Raw genomic sequence first — 18,526 nt, forward strand, 5'->3', positions numbered from 1 at the left:
GCGTCTCTTTTCGCGCGGATGGGATCCTGGCTCGCCGCCGCTCCGCCTCAAGCTGGGCAGAGCTGGCCGAGTTCGCGCGTGGGCTGTGTGTCGGTCCGGCCGGTTCCCGTTCGTCGGTGGGGTGACCTACCTGCGAAGGAGAGCCCGATGATCCCGGATCTGATCGCCGCCGAGCGGCGGGAGCTGGCCGCGTTGCTCGGGGGCCTGTCGGCCGCCGAGTGGGCGTCGCCGAGTCTGTGTGCCGGTTGGCGGGTTGCCGAAGTCGTCGCCCACGTGACCATGCCCTTCCGGTTCTCGACCGGGCGGTTCGTGCGCGAGATGGTGAAGTCCGGCGGGCGCTTCAACCGGATGGCCGATCGCCTCGCCCGCCAGGAGGCAGCCGAGCTTTCGCGGGACGCCTTGGTCGCCTCGCTGCGGGACAACGCCGACCACCCCTGGCAGCCGCCGGGCGGTGGGCCGGCGGGCGCTCTCAGCCACGACGTGATCCACGGCCTCGACATCACCACCGCCCTCGGGCTGGACCGTCGCGTGCCGCCGGAACGGCTGGAGGTCGTCCTCGCCGGGACCAAGCCGAAACAAGTGAAGTACTTCGGGACCGACCTGACCGGCGTCTGCCTGCGTGCCGACGACCTCGACTGGTCGTACGGCACCGGGACTCCGGTCACCGGCCTGGCCCAGGATCTGCTTCTGGTTCTCTGCAACCGGCGGCTGCCGGCCGGACGTCTTCGGGGCGAGCCGAGCGCGCGCTTCACCACGGTCTGAGCTCCTTTCGCAGGAGATCCATTGTGGACAGTTGAGCTGTGGGGTGCGGTGATGGCGGGCATGTCTCCGACCGTACCGAACATGCGTGCGAACGCCATCGCTGAAATGGGTGATGTGTGCGCTGTCCGAAATTCTCCGTTCGCGATTTTTCCCTTTGACATCAAGGAAAAACGCTATCAGCGGTGCGGGGCGCGGCGAAAAGTGTCGGACCCCCTCGGCAAGCTCCTGATCAGCAGCCGGCGGTCCCGCCGTCGAACGAAGAACACTCGTCCTGCGAGTAGGGCCCCGCCCGCCAGCCCGCAGTGTCGACCGTCTTGGAGGTGTCATGCACTACGAAGGTCCACGGCCCGGCATAGGAGTTGTCGTGCCACCGGTTGCCCTGCCGGAAGGTGATCGCCTCTTGGACGACGGTTCCCTTGTAGGGGGACCAGTCCGGGAAGGTCCCGTAGTTCGACAGCAGGGCCATCCGCCCGCAGAGGCTCGTGCAGCCGACCCGGCCGGGGTCGAACCGGAAGGTGTTCCCGTGCACCTCGACGCGCCGGCTCTTCCAGCGGCAGTCGTCGTAGGCCGGTGGTTTCTCGATCGTGCCCGCGGTGCACGACGATTTGGCCGCCACCTCGGTGCAGTAGCCGGTGGACGTGTTCGCCGGGCTGTTGCAGAAGCGGTCGGCGTTCTCCCACACCGTGATCCCGGCCCAGTTGTCCTCGAAGGTGTTCCCGCTGATGTCGATCGACGACGTCCGCGCCGGCACGCGCGGCTCGCCGCCCGATTCGGACAGGTACACCGTCGCCGCCGGGAAGTTGTCGCCGCGCGACGCGAACGCGCGGCCCTGCACGAGGGTGTTGCGGCGGAAGGTGTTGCCGCGCAGCACGAGGTTGTAGCTGGTCTCGTAGAACAGCGCTTCGGCGTCATTGGCCTCGAAGAGGTTGTCCTCGACGAGGAAGTCGTTGTTGTTCGTGTCGGCCCAGAGCCCGGCGCCGTGGTTGCCGTGGACCCAGTTGCCGGTGATGTCGGCGCCGTTCACGGCCCAGAACTTGGCGCCGCCGCTGCACCCGCAGCCGGGCACCTTGGTTTCCCAGTCGCCGGTGTTGTTGCCGGTGATCTCGTTGCCCTCCAGCACGAGCCCGGTGATGCCGTCGCCCGCCTGGTAGGCGTTCAGCCCGTACTGGCCGTTGTCGCGCAGGCAGCTGTGCCGGACGACCTGGCGCGCGCCGGCCATCAGCGCCGCGCCGGCGTTGTCCTCGATGGTCGTGTTCTCGATGAGCCAGCCGTCGCCGGAGTCGTGGTTGACGACGCCCTGGTCCTGGAGCGCGGCGAACCCGCGGATGGTGAGCCCGTGCAGCTCGACGTCCCGGGCGCGCTGGGTGAAGGCGGCGCGGTTGACGCCGCGGCCGTCGACAACCGCGCCCGGTGCGCCGAGGTAGACGTCGCCGTCCTTCGGTGCGACCTGGCCGAACTCGTCAGTGCCGAGGGTGTGGGTGCCGGGGCGGAGCCAGAAGGTGGTGCCCGGCGGGTTCGCCGCGGTCTTGGCCGAGAGGTCTCCGTCGACGCCCGGATCGACGGAGACGGCCCCGGGAGGCGCTTCTTCGTGCTCCGCGGGCTGGTGGTCGCACACCGGCCCGGGCCCGTCGGTGGCTCGCGCGATCGCCGGGACGGTGACGGCGATGAGGAGCGAGCATGCGGCGACGAGAGCCGCGCGAGATCTACCCATGGCAGGAAGTTACGCACGAACGGGCCGGAAAACAGTCACCCTGGAGTGTCCTCATCAGACCCAAGGAGTGAATCCGGCCCGTCCGTCGAGAAGCGGGAGCCCGTCAGCGAAAGCCTGACGGCTTTCACTGACGCTCAGTCACGCGAACTTGCGGAACACCGGCTGCACCGGCCGGCCGCCCATCCACGGCGCCGGGTCGTTGGCGTCGAGGGCCTTCCGGTACACCGTGCACGCCTGCGCGACGACGTCGATCGTCTTGTCGATGTCGGCCTCCGTGAGCGCCGCGCTGACCACGAACGACGGCCCCAGCACCCCGCCGCTGATCAGCTCGCGCAGGAACAGCGTCCGGTACGGCTGGGACGGCCTGCCCTGCTCGTCGAGCGTGCCGAAGACCAGGTTGCTCGCCCGGCCGCGGACCACCACGTGGTCCTCGACGCCGATCCCGGCCGCCACTTCGCGGACGCCGGCGGCGAGCCGGTCGCCGAGGGCGTGCATGCGGCCGATCACGTCCTCGTCGCGGTACACGTCCATCACCGCCATCGCGGCGGCCAGCGAGTGGGTCTCCGCGCCGTGGGTCGTCGAAAGCAGGAACACCCGCTCGCGGTCGGTGCGCAGCCCGCCGATCTCCATCAGTTCGCGCTTGCCCGCGAGCGCGGACACCGCGAAGCCGTTGCCGAGGGCCTTGCCGAACGTCGAGAGGTCGGGCGTCACGCCGTAGAGACCCTGGGCGCCGTGGGCGGACCAGCGGAAGCCGGTGATCATCTCGTCGAAGACCAGCACGACGCCGTGGCGGGTGGTGAGGTCGCGCAGGCCCTGCAGGTACCCCGGCGGCGGCTCCACCGCCGCCGCGGCCTCCAGGATCATGCACGCGATCTCGCCCTCGTGGCGCTGCAGCAGCTCCTCCGCGGCCTGCAGGTCGCCGTACGGGAAGGACACGACCGCTTCCGTCGTCTCGTCCGGGATGCCCGCGTTCATCGCCGTCGTGCCGATGAACCAGTCGTCGGTCGAGAAGAAGGCGTGGTCGGCGCACTTGGCCACCAGCGGGCGGCCGGTGGCCGCGCGGGCGAGCCGGACCGCGGCCGTCGTCGCGTCCGAGCCGTTCTTGGTGAACTTCACCATCTCGGCCGTCGGCACGTTCTCCAGGAACCGCTCGGCGGCCTCGGCCTCGATGATCGACGGGCGGATGAAGTTGCTGCCCTTGCCGAGCTCGGCCCGGACCGCCTCGAGGACCCGCGGGTGGGCGTGGCCCAGGCTGACCGCTCTCAGCCCGGCGCCGTACTCGACGTACTCGTTGCCGTCGACGTCCCAGACGTGGCCGCCGAGACCGTGGGAGATGACCGGAGCCATCCCTTCGGGATACTGGTCCGAGCCCTTGGCGTAAGTGTGCGCACCACCGGGGACGACCCGGTGCAGCCGCTCGTTCGCCTCCGTGGAGCGGGGCAAGTTCGTTCCCATGAAGGTCACCTCGTTGGTTTCAACGCCTCTCCGAGAGACGGCGCACGTTCGTCTCGGTCACTGACCATTGTGACCGACAGTGGCCACGAAATGTCCAATTCAGGGTCTTTGTACGAAATTGTGATGTCTTCGGACGGATCGTGTGCGCGATCGATACGGTACGCGACGTCCGAGGGGTCCGTGAGTGACTGGAACCCGTGCGCGCACCCCGCGGGGATGTACACGGAAACCTGTGTCTCACCGGAAAGCTCGAAGGTTTTGACATTGCGGAACGTCGGCGAATCCGGTCGGAGATCCACCACGACGTCGAAAACGGCGCCGTGGGAACACCGCACCAGCTTCGCCTCGCCGGCGCCGCCGCGCAGGTGCATCCCGCGGACGACTCCCTTGCGGGAGCGGGAAAGGCTGTCCTGGACGAAGCCGTCTGGGTCGATCCCGACCGAGGCGACGACGTCCCGGTCGAACGTCCGGCTGAAGAAGCCGCGCCGGTCACCGTGCGGAGTCGGTTCGAACAGGTACGCGCCCTCGATCTCGGGCACCGGAATGGCCTTCATCGCCCACCCCCGAAGAGGGCCGCCGAAAGGGCGGCGAACTGGTCCTTGAGCCGTTGCGCGTTCATCTCGTTCCGTTCGCGGAGCGTTTGGCGAAGTTCCGCCGAACGGTTCTCCAGTTCGGTGAATTGCTCGACGAGCTTGTCGAAGTCGACGTCCTTCGCCCGCTGGGTGAAGCCGTCGAGACCCAGTTCCGCCATCAGCACGTCGTTCTTCGGCGCGTACCCGATCGCGACGGTCGGTTTCGCGACCTTCAGGGCGCAGAGCACGTTGTGGTAGCGCGTGGCCACCACGCTGTCCACCGCCGCCATCTCGTGCATCAGCTCGTCCAGGGTCTCCGCCGAAGCCGCCGTGACCAGCGGGGAAGCGGTCTTCTCGATGATCTCGTCGACGACCTGCCGGTCGATCTGGTCACCGATGAACAGCCGGACGGGTCTGCCCTGGTCAACGAGCCACGCGACGAAACGGTTCATCGTGTCTACGTAGTGACGGTAGATGCGGTCGCCCTCGGCGCGGTCGTCGTTGCCGCCGTAGTAGGCCATCACGCCGACACCGACGGAGCCCGGCTTGCCGTCGGCGTCCGGAGTGAGGAGGGAGAACGCGAGGTCCGGGTAGACCTCGTCGCGGCTGGTGTCGACACCCATGGCGCGCATGGCGTCGCGGGAGATGTCGTCCCGGTAGGACCGGTAGGCGGCCAGGCGGCCGGACCAGCGGACCAGCGTCCGGGTCGCCCGCGCGCTGATGTGGTTCGCGCCGACGCACACGAGTGCCACCTTGGTGCCGAAGAGGCGCCCGGTGGCGGAAAGGAGGAAGAGCGAATACGGGAAACCCCACGGACGCAGCGGAAGCGTCGCTTCGAGGACACCCATGCCGGGCACGATGACGACGTCCTGCTTGCGGACCCAGGCGGCCGTGCGGCCGACGTCGACCAGCTTGCCGAGTCCCTTGAGGACGATCGACCGGAGGCCGGACGCCGTCTCGTACTCGGCCTGGTTCCAATGCAGGGGCGTGGTGTCGACGCCGTAGCGCTCGCGGACGATGTCCGGGCCGCCCACCAGGCCGGTCAGGACCGCGTCCGGGTACTCGCCGCGCAGGTAGCCGAGCACGGCTTCGAGGGAACCGTCGTTGCCGAGGTTCCCCGAGCCGAGGAGGCCGAAGACGCCGACGCGCGGGGCACGCTTCACGCGAGCCTGCCTTCGCGGCCGGCCACGATCGTGTTGACCGTGGCGACGTCGGAGGCGGTCGGCGCGCGGTCCTCGACGCGCTCGCCGTGGCCGGAGCGCGCCCGGTTGGTCAGCCAGGCGCCGAGGTGCCCGAAGCACTCGCGCTTGTCGGCGGCCGAGATCGGCGCGCGGCGGATCAGGTCCGCGAACCCGAAGACGTACTCGCCGAGCAGGCGGACGGTGGGGTTCCGGAGCCGGTTCGCGCGCCGCGGGTCCAGATTCGCGCACCGGCTCCGGATGGTCGGGTTGGCCCGTTCCGCGCGGCCCGGGTGGTCGCGGCGGAAGTAGAGCAGCTCGGGCACCTGGTGGAACGGGCCGTGCAGGGCCATCTCCGCGGAGTAGGTCCGGTCGGCGTGGTGGTAGCTGTCGAGCGGCTTGACGCGGCGGAGGACGTCGGCGCGGATGACGCCGTAGAAGTCGTCGCCGCCGGGCTCGAACAGGACGCTGCGGAAGCGGTCCGGCGCGTGCGGGGACGCCGTGTTCAGCGTGTACTCGAGCGGCTGGACGATGCGGCCGTCGCCGTCGATGATCGCCTGATCGCAGTGGGCCAGGATGATGCCGGGGCGCTCGTCGAGGGCCTCGACGCACCGCTTGAGCAGGTCGCGGGCGTAGAGGTCGTCGTGGGAGACCCACTTGAAGAGCTCGGTGCGGGAAACGTCGAACACGAAGTTGTGGTTCGGCGTCGCGCCGATGTTCTTCGGCTGCCGGACGTAGCGGATCCGGGAGTCCTTCTCGGCGTAGCGGCGGCAGATCTCGTCGGTGCCGTCGGTGGAGGCGTTGTCCGAGATGACCAGCTCGAAGTCTTCGTAGGTCTGGCCGAGCAGGGCGTCCAGCGACTCGGCGAGGTACTCCTCGCCGTTGTACACCGGGAGGCCGAGGCTCAGCCGCGGGACGGTGGTCATGGAGTCCTCATTCCTTGATCGGCTCTTTGATCGGCTCGAAGACCACGGTGGGCTCGTCGGCGCCGGGTGGCACGTAGTCGCGCAGCCCGGCCCGCAGCTGCAGCCACCAGATGACGGACCCGCTGAGCGTCGCGGTCGCGACGCCCCACGCGGACCCGCCCGCGCCGCCGAGGAAGGCGCCGGCGATGCCGAACGTGACGTAGAACAGGGAGGCGATCAGCTGCGACCGCAGGCTCCGCTTGGCCGCGCCCAGCGCGCGGAGACCGGCCGCCGCGCCGGTGGCGAAGCTCGCGCCGACCACGGCGAGGGTGACCGGGAGGATCAGCGGGGACGACGAGTCCCACACGTCACCCATCACCCAGCGGCCGGCGCTGTCGGGCAGGAGGAGCAGCAGGCCGAGGCCCCAGCACAGCGCGGCGGCGGCCTGGCCGCCGCCGAGGATCACGCAGAAGTGCTTCAGCCGGTGCGGCGCCCGCTGGAGCACCCGCGCGCCCTCGGCGACGGTGACCAGGGACAGCCCCATGAGCAGGGCCAGGAACGGGCCGAGCAGCTGCTCGGCGCCGCGGACCGCGCCGACGGCGGTGATGCCGGCGATGGCGCCGAGGCCGTACGCGCGCAGCTGGGACGCGCCGCTGTTGCTGACGTTCTCGACTAGGTAGCGGACGCTCAGGTCGCGCTGGGTGCGGAGCCAGCCGGCCAGCTCGCGCGGGTGGGGGAGGATGCCCGTCTGGAACCAGCCGTAGACCGCGGCGAGCGCGGCCGCGATGCCCCAGGCGAGCACGAACGCGACGACCGACCCGACCCGGCCGGCGATGAACAGCGCCGGGAGCAGGGCGATGCCGCACGCGACGTCGTTGAAGAACGCCTTCTTGCCCTGGCCGCGCGCGAAGAACGCGAACCGCCAGGCGTCCTGCAGGAGCAGTCCCGGCAGGACGACGGCGAGCGCGACGAACGCGTTGCCGAGCGGGCCGCCCGCGGCCAGCCCGGCGACCAGGCTGATCAGCCCGGTCACGCAGCCGACGCCGATCGCGGTGCCGGAGGCGCTGGCGACCCCCAGGCGCCAGCGGTCCTCCGGCACCGCGGAGAACCGCACCATCAGGGGGTCGGTGGCCAGGCCGCGCGAGACGTTCAGCACCACGCCGTAGGTGACCCAGACGAGGCTGAAGATGCCGAACGCGAACGTGCCGAGCGAGCGGGCCACGTACAGCCCGACCGCGAAGTTGGTCAGGCTGGACACCGCCTGGTCGCCGAGGCCCCAGCTGAGGCGTCCGGCCATCGCGCGCACCGCGCCCGAGGAGAAGATCGAGCGCGGCGCACGGCGGTGGTTGGCCACGTCGCTCACTCCTTGACCAAGCCGGCGTCGTGCAGGGCGCGGGCGGCGACGTCGACGATGTCGAAGGGCAGCCCGGCCCGTTCGGCGATGTCGAGCAGGCTGTGCTCGCCGTCGGAGAGGTTGAGCACCCACAGCATCGCCATCTGGGCCTGCTTGGCGTCGCTGCGGCCGCCGAGGGAGTCGTACAGCCCGCGCTTGCCGAGCTGCGGCTCGCCGTACGGGCTGAGGTTGACGTACCGGCGGTTGCGGTCCAGGACACCGAAGGCGTCCCGCAACGCGCCGAGCGTGTCTTCCATGGCCGCCGGCGACACGAAACCCGGGTTGTCGGCGGAGGTGTGGTACTCGGGGTAGCCCGCGTACGGCGTCCGGGTCAGCGAGCCGACGCCGAGGTTGAAGCCCGGCGAGCAGAACTGGCGCTCGTCGTAGCCATACGGCGAGAAGTCGACAACTCGATGTTCCCGCGAGCGCAGCACGTGCTGCATCACCCGGTCGATCTCGGCGTCGTCGCGGCGGGACTTCTTGTACGTCAACGATCCCGGGTCGCCCGCGCAGGCCAGGACCAGCCCGTGCTTGACCTTCTCGATCCGGGACGAGTTGCGGGCCAGCCAGGTGATCGAGCCGATCGTCCCGGGCATGAACAGGAAGCGGTAGGTGTAGTGCGGCTGCGAAAGAGCGAGCTGCTGGGCCAGCGAAATGGCCACCGCGATGCCGGCGAGGTTGTCGTTGGCCAGCGACGGGTGGCAAATGTGGCAGGAGACGATGACCTCGTCGGTGACGCGCCCCGGGACGACGTGCTCGCCGTAGGTCAGCGAGCCGTCGGCCAGGGTCGAGTCGATGACGACGTCGTACTCGCCGTCGGGCAGCGCGTCGAGCTTCTCCTGCGCCAGGCAGAAACCCCAGGCCGGGGCGTAGTAGCTGGTTCGGTACGGCACCCACGACGGCTGGTCCGGCAGCGTGTGCAGGTGCTCCCGCAGCTCGCTCAGCGGCATCCGCTGCCGCACCGGGACGCTGTACCCGACGACGTGCAGGTTCGACTCCTGGAAGTCGATCACCCTCTCCCCGGAGGGAGACGCGACGTAGGCGTCGCGGATGTTCCACTCCTGCGGGATCGTCCAGTCCAGCACGGCCGTCCCGGTCGGGACCTCGTGCCGCTCCAGCGGGATGTGCTCGCCGATGATGTCCAGGGTCTGCCGCACACCGTCGCCGGTGATGCTGCGGCAGATCGGGTACAGCCGCTCGACGAGGGCGTGCAGCTCCTCCCCCGTCCGCAGCTGCGGGCCCGCCACTAGCGCCGCCGCATGGTGTCGTCGACGCGGCCGGCTTCGCCCTCGCTCTTCAGCCACGCGAGCCGCGTGAACAGCTGCTGGAACGACTCCCGCGTCAGCCCGAACTTGCGGTAGGCCTCGATGAGCTCGACGGCGCCGTCCTTGACCGACCACTCGCACGCGAAGCCCGGGATGGCGTCGCGGAAGCGCGAGAAGTCGACGCGGTACGAGCGCGGGTCGGCGCCGGCCTCGCCGGTGATGTTCAGCGTCGAGCCCGGCACGGCCTCGACGACCTCCTGGGCGATCTCGGCGACGGTGACGTTGTTGTCCTCGGTGCCGATGTTGAAGGCCTTGTTGTGCACGGCCTCCTTGGGCGCCGTCAGGGCCGCCGTGAACGCGCGCGCGATGTCCTGGGCGTGCACCAGCGGCCGCCACGGCGTGCCGTCCGACAGCACCAGGACCTCGCCGGACAGGTGCGCGTGCGCGGTCAGGTTGTTCAGCACGATGTCGCCGCGCAGCCGGGGCGAGTAGCCGAACGCGGTCGCGTTGCGCATGTAGACCGGGGTGAAGTCGTCGTCGGCGAGCTCGTGGACGTCGGCCTCGACGCGCACCTTCGACTCCGCGTACGGCGTCACCGGCTTCAGCGGGGCGTCCTCGTCGACGAGCTTGTCGCCGCCCGCGCCGTACACCGAGCAGGTCGACGCGTAGAGGTACCGCCCGACGCCGGCCTCCTTCGCCAGCTTCGCGAGCTTCACCGACGCGTGGTGGTTGATGTCGTAGGTCAGCTCCGGCGCGAGCGAGCCGAGCGGGTCGTTCGACAGCGCGGCCAGGTGGATCACGGCGTCGAAGCCCTCGACATGCGAAAGCGTGACGTCCCGCAGGTCGACGACGTGCCCGGCCGGGTCGGCCGGGGCGGGCCCGAGCAGGCAGTCCTCGAACAGCCCGGAGTCGAGGCCGAAGACCTCGTGGCCGGCGGCGGCGAGCACCGGGGCCATCACCGTCCCCAGGTAGCCCTTGTGCCCCGTCAGCAACACCCGCATCGGATTCAGCCCTTCAGGTCGAGAGTGAGTTTCTTGACGAAGAACGCTTCGGCGTACTTCGCGGCGGCCTCGATGCCGCGGATCCGGGCCAGCCCGAGGAACGCCTCGCGGTCGTACCAGGGGCGGTGGCGCTGCGACGCGTAGTGCTCCTGCAGCAGCCGGACCTTCTCTTCGGCGACGTCGTCGTCGAGCGGCTGGTACACCGAGGGGGCGCCGAGGTCGCCGTCCCACTTGACGATCTCGTAGCCCAGCGCGAGGTGGTCGCGGAACGCCGTCGGCACGAGCTTGGCCAGCCCCCGGTGGTCCTGGTGGGCGTCGTCGGTCCGCGGCGCCAGGATGACGTCCGGGTCGGTCCGCCGCCGCAGCTCCTCCAGGGCGTTCTTGGCCTCTTCCCAGTGCGCCGGGAAGCGCCCGTCCGGCAGCTTCAGCACCGTGACGTCGAGCTGCGCGCCCGGGCAGAACGCCGCCAGCGCGGCCCGCTCCTCGTCCTCGCGGGGCGTGCCGCCGCCGGAGAGGACCAGCGCGTCGACCTTCAGGCCCGGCCGCGACGCGCAGAGCGTCAGCAGCGTGCCGCCGGCGCCGATCGCGATGTCGTCGCAATGGGCGCCGAGGGCGACGACGCCGCCGAGCCGTCCCGGCCGCAGCCCGATCACGCGATGCTCGCCGCGGGGTGCTTCTCCCAGAGCGCCCAGGGCCGGTCGCCGTGGGTGTAGGCGTTGTCGAGGGCCGCGCGCTCCTTGACCGTGTCCGTCGGCTTCCAGAAGCCGCGGTACGGGTAGGCCAGCAGCCGGCCGCGCTTGGCCAGCTCGCCGCAGCCGTCGGCGACCAGGTCGCCGTTCTCCGGGATGTGGTCGAACACTTCCTGCCGCAGCACGAAGTACCCGCCGTTCTCCCACAGCGGCATCTCGCTGACCGCGGTGATCGAGCCGACCTTGCCGCCTTCGTCCATCTCCACGCAGTGGAACGACGACTGCGGCGGGACGACCATCATCGACGCGCCCGCGTCGGTGTTGGAGAACCGCTCGATCATGTCGGGCAGCGGGACGTCGGACAGGACGTCGGCGTAGTTCGCGAGGAACATCTCGTCGCCGTCGAGGTAGTCACGCACGCGGCGCAGGCGCTCGCCGATCGGCGACTCGATGCCGGTCTGCACGAAGGTGATCGTCCAGTCGGCGATGTCGGTCGAGAGCAGCTCCGCCTGCCCGTTGCGCAGTACGAAGTCGTTCGAAATGGTTTCCTGGTAGTTCAGGAAGAAGTTCTTGATGTGCGCCGCGCCGTAGCCGAGGCACAGGATGAATTCGGTGTGGCCGAAATGCGCGTAGTAACGCATGACGTGCCAGATGAGCGGTCTCGGACCGACCATCGCCATCGGCTTCGGGACGTCGTCGGCCGCGCCGTTGCGCATCCGCATCCCGTAACCACCGCAGAAGAGGACGACCTTCACTTCACTGCACCTCGACGATTTCCAAGTGGGGGATCGGGAACACGAGCTTTCCGCCCCACGCCCCGATGTAGGAGAGCTGTTCGGTCAGTTCCTCCCGGAGGTTCCACGGGAGGACGAGCACGTAGTCCGGCCGGTCGGCTTCGATCCGCTCCGGGGGCAGCACCGGAATGCGCGTGCCGGGGGTGAACCGGCCGTGCTTGTACGGGTTGCGGTCGACCGTGTACTGCAGCAGGTCCGTCCGGATGCCGCAGTGGTTCAGCAGGGTGTTGCCCTTGCCCGGGGCGCCGTAGCCGACGACGGTCTTCCCGTCGTTGCGCGCCTCGATGAGGAACTTCAGCAGGTCCAGCCGCACGCGCGTGACGCGCTCGGAGAACTCGGTGTACCCGGACAGCTCGTGCAGCCCGGCGGCCTTTTCGCGCTCCAGCACGTCGGTCATCCGCTCGCTGGGCTCGCCCGCGACTTCGGCGGGACGCGCCCACAGCCGGATCGACCCGCCGTGCGTCGGCACCAGTTCGACGTCGACGACGGTCAGGCCGCCGGTCGCGAGGGCGCGGCGGGCGGATTCGACCGTGTAGTACTGGAAGTGCTCGTGGTAGATCGTGTCGTACTGGTTCTTCTCGATCAGCGTGAGCAGGTGCTGGACCTCGATGGAGACCCAGCCGTCGTCCGCGACCAGCGCGCGCAGGCCCTTGGTGAAGCCGAGGACGTCGGGGATGTGCGCGTAGACGTTGTTCGCGGCGACGAGATCGGCGGGGCCGTGCTCCTCGCGCACCTTCAGGCCGGTTTCCTCGGAGAGGAAGGCCGTCAGGGTGGGCACGCCGGCGTCGCGCGCCGCCTGCCCGACGTTCACCGAAGGTTCGACGCCCAGACACCGGATGCCGTGGCCGACGACGTGCTTGAGCAGGTAGCCGTCGTTGCTGGCGACCTCGACGACGAACGACTTCTCCCCGAGCCCCAGCCGCTCGACCGCGCCGTCGACGTACCGCTTCGCGTGTTCGACCCACGACGTCGAGAACGACGAGAAGTAGGCGTACTCGGTGAAGGTGTCGTCAGGATCGATCAGCGGGGGGATCTGGGCGAGCCAGCAGTCGGTGCACACCTTGAGGTGGAGCGGGAAGGTGGCCTCCGGCTCGTCGAGCTGTTCGGCGGTCAAGAATCGCTCACACGGGGGAGTGGCCCCGAGGTCCACCACGCTGGCCGTGTTTGTCGAACCGCAGAGTCGACATGTGGTCATCTACCAGGCTCCTTGGCTCGCGGTCGCGATGTGCGCTTAACACGTCGAGCAGGGGCTGATCGTCGTTACAGCGACGCGTGAGGCACTGGTGGACCGATTCGGAACCGCAACCTGGTTGCGCGGAATGTGGCGGAGATCACGGACGGTACCCGTCCGGACCCGTAACGTCCACAGTGGACCCGGGTCCTAGGCTGGCCGGATGACTTCGGAAACGGGTCCCCGCCTGAGCGGGGTCGCGGGCGTGGTGCTGACGGTCCGCTTCCTCACCGAGCTGGCCTTGCTGGGCGGCTTGGCACTGGCCGGCACGCAGCTCGGCACCGGCGTGGCGCTGTCGATCGTCGACGCGGTCCTGCTGCCGGTGGTGGCGGCCGCGATCTGGGGTTTGTTCATCGCGCCGAAGGCCGGCCGCCGGCTACCGGAACCGGCCCGGTTCCTGGTGGAGTTCGCGCTGTTCGCGGCCACCGGGGTGGTCCTCGCACTGGTCGGGTGGGTGGTCTGGGGGATCGTGCTGGCCGTCGTCGGAATCGGCATCGCGGCGCTGACCAGGGGTTTTGCCAAAGACGGCTGACTTTACCAGTCGATTACCCACCCCTCGGCGGCTAGCGTGACTGATCGGACGCCGTCAGTCACGATGCTTTCGGGCAAGCCGAAGAGCTGCTGGCGCGGCTGGATCAGGAGCTGAAGGACGCCTTGGGCTCCTGGCTCGGCGAGGGGCGGAACGCTTTCGCCAAAGCATATGGCGATTGGGTTGTCGCAGCCCGGGAATTGCACTCCGACCTTCCGCGTTTCCGGGAGTTCGTCTTGACCGCGCACGACAACCACGGTGCGGCCCTGTCGGCCAACGTGGGGATCTGGTGTGGCCCGGATCGATGACGGCGGTGCGCCGCCGGGCGTCGTCGACGTCACCCCGGAGGACTTCCACGCCGTCGCACTGGAGCTGGCCGACGGCCAGGAGCGGCTGCACCGGATCCGGCTGGAGCTGTTCGCCGCGCTGGACGGCAATGCCGGCGCGGCTGGTGCGGGCGATGGTGCCGACGCCTTCGAACACTCCTACCGGGAAGCGCTGCACACCGCGGTCGCGGCGTTCTTCCGCGCCTACGACGTGCTCGGCTCGGTCGCCGCGGGGATCGACCAAGCTGGTCTGAACCACTGGAACGCCGACAACTCTTCCCACCCGCACCCCGGTCCGGCGCCGTGGACGCCGCTGGTGCCAACGAAGGCCGGTGGCAGCCCGGCGTGGCCGAGCCTGCTGGGTCCGGAGGAGTGGTGGCTGCCGCACGGGATAGCCCGGTACGTGCCGAACGCCGACACCGGGAAGCTGACGAACGTCCAACTGGCTTTCGAGCAAGCCGGTGACGCGGTGCAGGCGCTGGCCGCCGACCTCAAGAACCGGATGTTCGCGTTGGTGGAGAACAACGATGCCGCCGACGTCGACGCTCTGAACGACTTCTGGGACCGGCTCGCAGGTGGCCACGACTCGGCGATCTTCTTCGTCCTTCCGCAGTTCCTCCAAAAGCTGTCGACGGTTTTCGCCGACTTCCGGGTTTGGGTCGTCGATACTCGCCAGCGCATCGAGGACTCGGTCCGTGACGTGGTCGACGGAGCCGGGCTCGGGCTCGCGATCGCGGGCATCGTCAGCATCCTCACCGAGGGCGCGTTCGACGTCCTCGTGGGCGCGGCCGAACTGCTGGGGATCGACGTCATCGGCGCGCTGGCCGGCCCGATCGCGGAGCTTTCGGCCGGAGCGGTGGCGGTGCTCGAAGGAGCGGAAGTCCTCGGTGCGGTGGCGGGTGGGGTGACGGCCATGGAGATGGCGGTCGAGCGGACCCCGGAGCCGAACATCGAGCAGGCGGACACCACGAAGCTCGGTGAGGAGCTCGGTGAGCGAACCGGCGCGATCGACCAATCCGAATCCGCGTTCAACCAGGCTGAGCAGAAGATCGCCGAACGACTGGCCGGAGAGGGAGACGACGTGAAGGCGCTCAAGCCGTCCACGCAACCGGGGGTTCGGACACCGGACGCGCTCGTGGACGGAACGCCGACCGAGTTCAAGACGATCGAGGCGACTGATCCGGGTAGTACGAAAGTCATGCGAGTACTCGACGATTCGGCGCGCAAGGGTGGCCAGGCGCGTGAGACAAGATCATCATACGGGGCGACGGCTGGACAGTTGTCGGTCCTTGAGGGCGGTGCGGGAGGTGCGCGCAGATGGCGGCACATGTCGAAATCTTCCTGAGGCCGCTCGAGGCGGCACCCGTCCCGTCAGTCGTCGGCGAGGTCGCGGAGCTTGTGGGTACTCCGCTTCTGCGGGAACAGAAGTACCAAGACGAGGCGTATGTCGGACGGCGCGGGGACGTCGCGGTCGAACTGTTCGTCAACCACGGCTACGAAATCTATGACGACATGCCGTTCGCAACCCATCCGTACATGCTTCGCTTCCGGACCCTCGATCGAGATGTCGAGGACGCTCGTTCTTCCATGCAGCGAACTTATGACGCTTTGAAAGCGACCGGGAAGTTCTCGCTTTTTTCGACGTACGACCTGCAATACGTCATCGATGAGGACATCGACGATCCGGCTGCGGGAGCGCGGTCGTGACGAGCTGCCTCGCGGAAAATCCCGCGAGGCAGCTCGTCGGTGATCAGCCGATCTTTTCGGCGGCCGGGATGACATCGGTGCCGAACTTCTCCAGCACCGCCGGGTTGTGGACGTGCGGGACCATGCCCAACGCGACGTCGATACCCAGCCCGTGCAGCCGCTCGAGCTCCTTCAGCAGCTCGCCGGACTTCGAGCCGTCCTCGCCGATGTCCAAGATGTGGTAGACGGTCTTCGTGATCGAGTCGTAGTCACGGCCCTCGTTCTCGCAGTGCCTCTTCAGCACCTCGAGCTTGTGCTCCAGCTCCGGGCTGTTGAACAGGTTGCACTGGTCGGCGTACTTGGCCACCAGCCGCAGCGTCTTCTTCTCGCCGCCGCCGCCGATCATGATCGGGGGGCGGGGGTCCGACAGCGCCTGCGGGACGTTCAGCAGCCTCGACGCGTCGAAGTGCTTGCTCTTGAACGGCTTGTCGCCCTCGGCCCACATCTGGAGCACGTACTGGAGGTTCTCCTCCAGCAGCTCGAAGCGCTCCGCGACCGGCGGGAACGGGAAGCCGAGGCCGCGGGACTCGTCCTCGTTCCAGCCCGCGCCGATGCCGAGGATCGCGCGGCCGCCGGAGAGCACGTCCAGCGTCGTGATCGCCTTCGCCAGCAGGCCCGGGTGCCGGTACAGCACACCCGTGACGACCGTGAGGAGCTTCGCCCGCGAAGTGTGCGCCGCGATGAAGCCCAGCGTCGTGTACGCCTCGAGCATGTCGTTTTCGACGGGGCCGACCCCGCCGATCTGGAAGAAGTGGTCCATCACGGCGATGGAGTCGAAGCCCGCCTGGTCGGCGGTGCGGACGACGGCGGCCAGGTCGGCGCCCAGCGCGGACGCCCCGTTCGGCCAGGTGAAGTCGGGGATCTGCAGTCCGAGTTTCATACCTTCCGACCGTATACCTGGAGTTACCCCAGCCGCGTGCTCAAAAATCGCGGATCACGGAAACCCTGCCGTGCAAGGGATCCGTGACGAACACCGTGCGCGTGCCCTGGTCGACCGCGACGTCGCCGGGGTTGACGCCCAGCGACAGCTCGCCGGTCAGCGTCCCGGTGCCGCCGTCGACCCGGCTCAGCCCGTTCTGGCCGCCGTTGGTGTACACAGTGTTCGTGCCCTGGTGCACGGCGAGCGAGGACGATTCGCTGCGCAGCAACACGGTCTTGCGCTCGGCGTGCGTTGCCGCGTCCACAATGGACATGTGGTGGATGCCGGAGTTGGCCACGTACACCGAGCCGCTCTCGGCGTGCACGGCGACGGCGGTCGGCCGCGCGCCGACCTTCACGCTGGCGACGAACTTGCCGCTGTCGATCGAGAACACCTCGACCGAGTCCGTGCCGGTGCTCGCGCAGTAGGCGAGCTTGCGGCCGGCGTCGACGGCGATCCCGGCGAGGCTCGGTTTCGGGCCCGGCACCAGCGCGGACAGGGTGCAGCTGATGCCGTCGAGCACGGCGAGCGTGCCGGTGCCGCCGCTGACCGCGTAGACGCGGTTGGCCCGCTCGTCCACGGCCAGCGCCGAAGCGCCCGCTCCCGCGCCGATCACGCTCACCAGGTCGTGGGTGCGGCCGTCGAGCACGACGACGGTGCCGGCCGGCGGGTTCGCGACGTAGATCCGGTTGGTCTTCGGGTCGACCGCGATGTCACCGGGGGAGCCACCGACGCGGACCACCGCGCCGGCCGACGCGCCGCGCGGGTCGACCACCGAGACCGTCCCGGCCTCGGGATCCGTGACGTACGCGAGCCCGGTGACGGGATTCACCGCGACCGCGGTCGGGGACCCGCCGAGGTCGATCGACCGGACGTCCTGCGCCCGCGCCACCCCGGGCAGGACGACGGCCCCGGCGCCGGCCGTGACCAGCGCGAACAGGGCCCTCCGGCCTATCGGGCGACCTCGCATCGGCGCCTCCGCTCGTGATCAACTCGCTCACCGAGCCTAACCCGCGCCATCATCACGTGAAGGAACTTCGCGTCCCCCGATCGCGTTGTTTCCAGTGGGTAACCCACTTCCAGAGCGGACGGAGGCGAGCGCGCGTGCACGGGCACCAGAACGGACTGAAGACGGCGGGGCTGCTCGGCCTGCTGTCGGCGATCATCATCGCGATCAGCGGGCTCTTCGGCCGCGGCGCGCTGGTCATCGGCCTGGTCATCGCGCTGGGGATGAACGCCTACGCCTACTTCAACTCCGACAGGCTGGCGCTGCGCGCGATGCGGGCGCGGCCGGTGTCCGAGGTCGAGCAGCCCGCGATGTACCGGATCGTGCGCGAGCTCGCCCAGGTCGCCCGCCAGCCGATGCCGCAGCTCTACCTGAGCCCGACGGTCGCGCCGAACGCGTTCGCGACCGGCCGCAGCCCGCGGCACGCCGCCGTCTGCTGCACCACCGGCATCCTCGACCTGCTCGACGAGCGCGAGCTGCGGGCCGTGCTCGGCCACGAGCTGTCCCACGTCTACAACCGCGACATCCTCATCTCGTGCGTCGCCGGCGCGCTGGCCAGCGTGATCAGCGTGCTGGCGAACATCGCGCTCTTCTTCGGCGGCAACAACCGAGACGGCAGCCCGCTGGTCAGCCTGATGCTGGTCTTCGTCGGCCCGATCGCGGCCGCCGTCATCCGGATGGGGGTCAGCCGGTCGCGGGAATACCAGGCCGACGCGTCCGGCGCGGAGCTGACCGGCGACCCGCTGGGCCTGGCCTCGGCGCTGCGGAAGCTGGAGGCCGGGACGCGGGCGCGGCCGCTGGTCGCCGAGCCGCAGCTCGTGTCGCAGTCGCACCTGATGATCGCGAACCCGTTCCGGCCCGGCGAGGGCCTGAGCAAGCTGTTCTCGACGCACCCGCCGATCGCCGACCGCATCGCGCGGCTCGAGGAAATGGCCCGCCGCCCGTTCTGACCCAGCCGGAGCTTTCACGTGAAAGTGCCGCTTTGCGTTTCAAAGCGGAGCTTTCGTAGGGAAAGTGGCGCCTTCCCAACTGGTGGGAGCGGGA

The 18,526-nt window shown here is 69.4% G+C and carries 18 protein-coding genes; 5 read left to right on the forward strand and 13 right to left on the reverse strand.

Annotated features, from left to right (window positions below):
• Nucleotides 1-147 precede the first annotated feature (147 nt).
• Nucleotides 148-762 (forward strand): maleylpyruvate isomerase family mycothiol-dependent enzyme, encoded by a 615-nt coding sequence (locus tag BLV96_RS24675; RefSeq protein ID WP_086676065.1) that lies wholly within the window; start codon nucleotides 148-150, stop codon nucleotides 760-762.
• A gap of 229 nt (nucleotides 763-991) precedes the next feature.
• Here BLV96_RS24675 and BLV96_RS24680 read toward each other — a convergent pair whose 3' ends face one another.
• The 11 genes from BLV96_RS24680 to BLV96_RS24730 all read right to left on the reverse strand — a co-directional run bounded on the left by BLV96_RS24680 (nucleotide 992) and on the right by BLV96_RS24730 (nucleotide 12,920).
• A complete protein-coding gene (locus BLV96_RS24680; protein WP_086676066.1) occupies nucleotides 992-2,473 on the reverse strand; it encodes a right-handed parallel beta-helix repeat-containing protein in 1,482 nt (493 codons plus the stop codon).
• 138 nt (nucleotides 2,474-2,611) lie between these two features.
• Nucleotides 2,612-3,928 carry a glutamate-1-semialdehyde 2,1-aminomutase gene (locus BLV96_RS24685; RefSeq protein ID WP_086676076.1) on the reverse strand — a complete coding sequence of 439 codons (1,317 nt, stop codon included), beginning with the start codon at nucleotides 3,926-3,928 and terminating at the stop codon, nucleotides 2,612-2,614.
• 5 nt (nucleotides 3,929-3,933) lie between these two features.
• Nucleotides 3,934-4,482: a dTDP-4-dehydrorhamnose 3,5-epimerase family protein gene (locus BLV96_RS24690; RefSeq protein ID WP_086676068.1), complete on the reverse strand. Its 549-nt coding sequence runs from the start codon at nucleotides 4,480-4,482 to the stop codon at nucleotides 3,934-3,936.
• Complete coding sequence (locus tag BLV96_RS24695; protein ID WP_086676071.1) at nucleotides 4,479-5,663, reverse strand: polysaccharide pyruvyl transferase family protein; 1,185 nt, start codon at nucleotides 5,661-5,663, stop codon at nucleotides 4,479-4,481. Before BLV96_RS24695 ends, BLV96_RS24690 begins: the two co-directional genes overlap by 4 nt.
• Complete coding sequence (locus BLV96_RS24700; protein ID WP_086676072.1) at nucleotides 5,660-6,604, reverse strand: glycosyltransferase family 2 protein; 945 nt, start codon at nucleotides 6,602-6,604, stop codon at nucleotides 5,660-5,662. Before BLV96_RS24700 ends, BLV96_RS24695 begins: the two co-directional genes overlap by 4 nt.
• 7 nt (nucleotides 6,605-6,611) lie before the next feature.
• Nucleotides 6,612-7,937, reverse strand: coding sequence for an MATE family efflux transporter (locus BLV96_RS24705; RefSeq protein WP_091389499.1), 1,326 nt, complete (start codon nucleotides 7,935-7,937; stop codon nucleotides 6,612-6,614).
• Between the two features lie 5 nt (nucleotides 7,938-7,942).
• Complete coding sequence (locus tag BLV96_RS24710; protein ID WP_086675562.1) at nucleotides 7,943-9,223, reverse strand: DUF4910 domain-containing protein; 1,281 nt, start codon at nucleotides 9,221-9,223, stop codon at nucleotides 7,943-7,945.
• A complete protein-coding gene (locus BLV96_RS24715; protein WP_086675561.1) occupies nucleotides 9,223-10,242 on the reverse strand; it encodes an NAD-dependent epimerase/dehydratase family protein in 1,020 nt (339 codons plus the stop codon). The genes BLV96_RS24710 and BLV96_RS24715 overlap by 1 nt, the downstream gene beginning before the upstream one ends.
• Nucleotides 10,243-10,247: 5 nt before the next feature.
• On the reverse strand, nucleotides 10,248-10,895 hold the full coding sequence (locus BLV96_RS24720; RefSeq protein ID WP_086675560.1) for a PIG-L deacetylase family protein: 648 nt from the start codon (nucleotides 10,893-10,895) through the stop codon (nucleotides 10,248-10,250).
• Nucleotides 10,892-11,686 (reverse strand): sugar phosphate nucleotidyltransferase, encoded by a 795-nt coding sequence (locus BLV96_RS24725; protein ID WP_086675559.1) that lies wholly within the window; start codon nucleotides 11,684-11,686, stop codon nucleotides 10,892-10,894. The genes BLV96_RS24720 and BLV96_RS24725 overlap by 4 nt, the downstream gene beginning before the upstream one ends.
• Before the next feature lies 1 nt (nucleotide 11,687).
• The gene (locus BLV96_RS24730; RefSeq protein ID WP_086675558.1) at nucleotides 11,688-12,920 is read right to left on the reverse strand and encodes a class I SAM-dependent methyltransferase; all 1,233 of its coding nucleotides are present in this window, start codon (nucleotides 12,918-12,920) and stop codon (nucleotides 11,688-11,690) included.
• A 199-nt stretch (nucleotides 12,921-13,119) separates the two neighbouring features.
• Between BLV96_RS24730 and BLV96_RS24735 the strand changes: the two genes are divergently transcribed.
• The 3 genes from BLV96_RS24735 (at nucleotide 13,120) to BLV96_RS24750 (ending at nucleotide 15,518) form a co-directional block, all read left to right on the forward strand.
• On the forward strand, nucleotides 13,120-13,488 hold the full coding sequence (locus BLV96_RS24735) for a YrdB family protein (RefSeq protein WP_167379720.1): 369 nt from the start codon (nucleotides 13,120-13,122) through the stop codon (nucleotides 13,486-13,488).
• A 288-nt stretch (nucleotides 13,489-13,776) separates the two neighbouring features.
• Nucleotides 13,777-15,156, forward strand: coding sequence for a hypothetical protein (locus BLV96_RS24745; RefSeq protein ID WP_086675556.1), 1,380 nt, complete (start codon nucleotides 13,777-13,779; stop codon nucleotides 15,154-15,156).
• The gene (locus tag BLV96_RS24750; protein ID WP_086675555.1) at nucleotides 15,129-15,518 is read left to right on the forward strand and encodes a hypothetical protein; all 390 of its coding nucleotides are present in this window, start codon (nucleotides 15,129-15,131) and stop codon (nucleotides 15,516-15,518) included. Before BLV96_RS24745 ends, BLV96_RS24750 begins: the two co-directional genes overlap by 28 nt.
• A 43-nt stretch (nucleotides 15,519-15,561) precedes the next feature.
• Here BLV96_RS24750 and BLV96_RS24755 read toward each other — a convergent pair whose 3' ends face one another.
• Nucleotides 15,562-16,437 carry an LLM class F420-dependent oxidoreductase gene (locus tag BLV96_RS24755; RefSeq protein WP_086675554.1) on the reverse strand — a complete coding sequence of 292 codons (876 nt, stop codon included), beginning with the start codon at nucleotides 16,435-16,437 and terminating at the stop codon, nucleotides 15,562-15,564.
• A gap of 40 nt (nucleotides 16,438-16,477) precedes the next feature.
• Nucleotides 16,478-17,446, reverse strand: a complete 969-nt coding sequence (locus tag BLV96_RS24760; RefSeq protein ID WP_086675553.1) for a YncE family protein — start codon at nucleotides 17,444-17,446, stop codon at nucleotides 16,478-16,480.
• Between the two features lie 134 nt (nucleotides 17,447-17,580).
• Between BLV96_RS24760 and htpX the strand changes: the two genes are divergently transcribed.
• Entirely contained in the window at nucleotides 17,581-18,432 is an 852-nt protein-coding gene (gene htpX, locus BLV96_RS24765) for a zinc metalloprotease HtpX (RefSeq protein ID WP_086675552.1), read from the forward strand.
• The last annotated feature ends 94 nt before the right edge of the window (nucleotides 18,433-18,526 follow it).

The sequence above is a fragment of the Amycolatopsis pretoriensis genome, from assembly GCF_900107925.1.
Taxonomy (GTDB): Bacteria; Actinomycetota; Actinomycetes; order Mycobacteriales; family Pseudonocardiaceae; genus Amycolatopsis; species Amycolatopsis pretoriensis.

Excerpts from the sequence above, each read along its gene's own strand:
- BLV96_RS24730 (WP_086675558.1), bottom strand. The coding sequence starts at position 12,920 with ATGACCACATGTCGACTCTGCGGTTCGACAAACACGGCCAGCGTGGTG.
- BLV96_RS24690 (WP_086676068.1), bottom strand. The coding sequence starts at position 4,482 with ATGAAGGCCATTCCGGTGCCCGAGATCGAGGGCGCGTACCTGTTCGAA.
- BLV96_RS24735 (WP_167379720.1), top strand. The coding sequence starts at position 13,120 with ATGACTTCGGAAACGGGTCCCCGCCTGAGCGGGGTCGCGGGCGTGGTG.
- BLV96_RS24760 (WP_086675553.1), bottom strand. The coding sequence starts at position 17,446 with ATGCGAGGTCGCCCGATAGGCCGGAGGGCCCTGTTCGCGCTGGTCACG.
- BLV96_RS24685 (WP_086676076.1), bottom strand. The coding sequence starts at position 3,928 with ATGGGAACGAACTTGCCCCGCTCCACGGAGGCGAACGAGCGGCTGCAC.
- BLV96_RS24755 (WP_086675554.1), bottom strand. The coding sequence starts at position 16,437 with ATGAAACTCGGACTGCAGATCCCCGACTTCACCTGGCCGAACGGGGCG.
- BLV96_RS24715 (WP_086675561.1), bottom strand. The coding sequence starts at position 10,242 with ATGCGGGTGTTGCTGACGGGGCACAAGGGCTACCTGGGGACGGTGATG.
- BLV96_RS24680 (WP_086676066.1), bottom strand. The coding sequence starts at position 2,473 with ATGGGTAGATCTCGCGCGGCTCTCGTCGCCGCATGCTCGCTCCTCATC.
- BLV96_RS24675 (WP_086676065.1), top strand. The coding sequence starts at position 148 with ATGATCCCGGATCTGATCGCCGCCGAGCGGCGGGAGCTGGCCGCGTTG.
- BLV96_RS24700 (WP_086676072.1), bottom strand. The coding sequence starts at position 6,604 with ATGACCACCGTCCCGCGGCTGAGCCTCGGCCTCCCGGTGTACAACGGC.
- BLV96_RS24750 (WP_086675555.1), top strand. The coding sequence starts at position 15,129 with ATGGCGGCACATGTCGAAATCTTCCTGAGGCCGCTCGAGGCGGCACCC.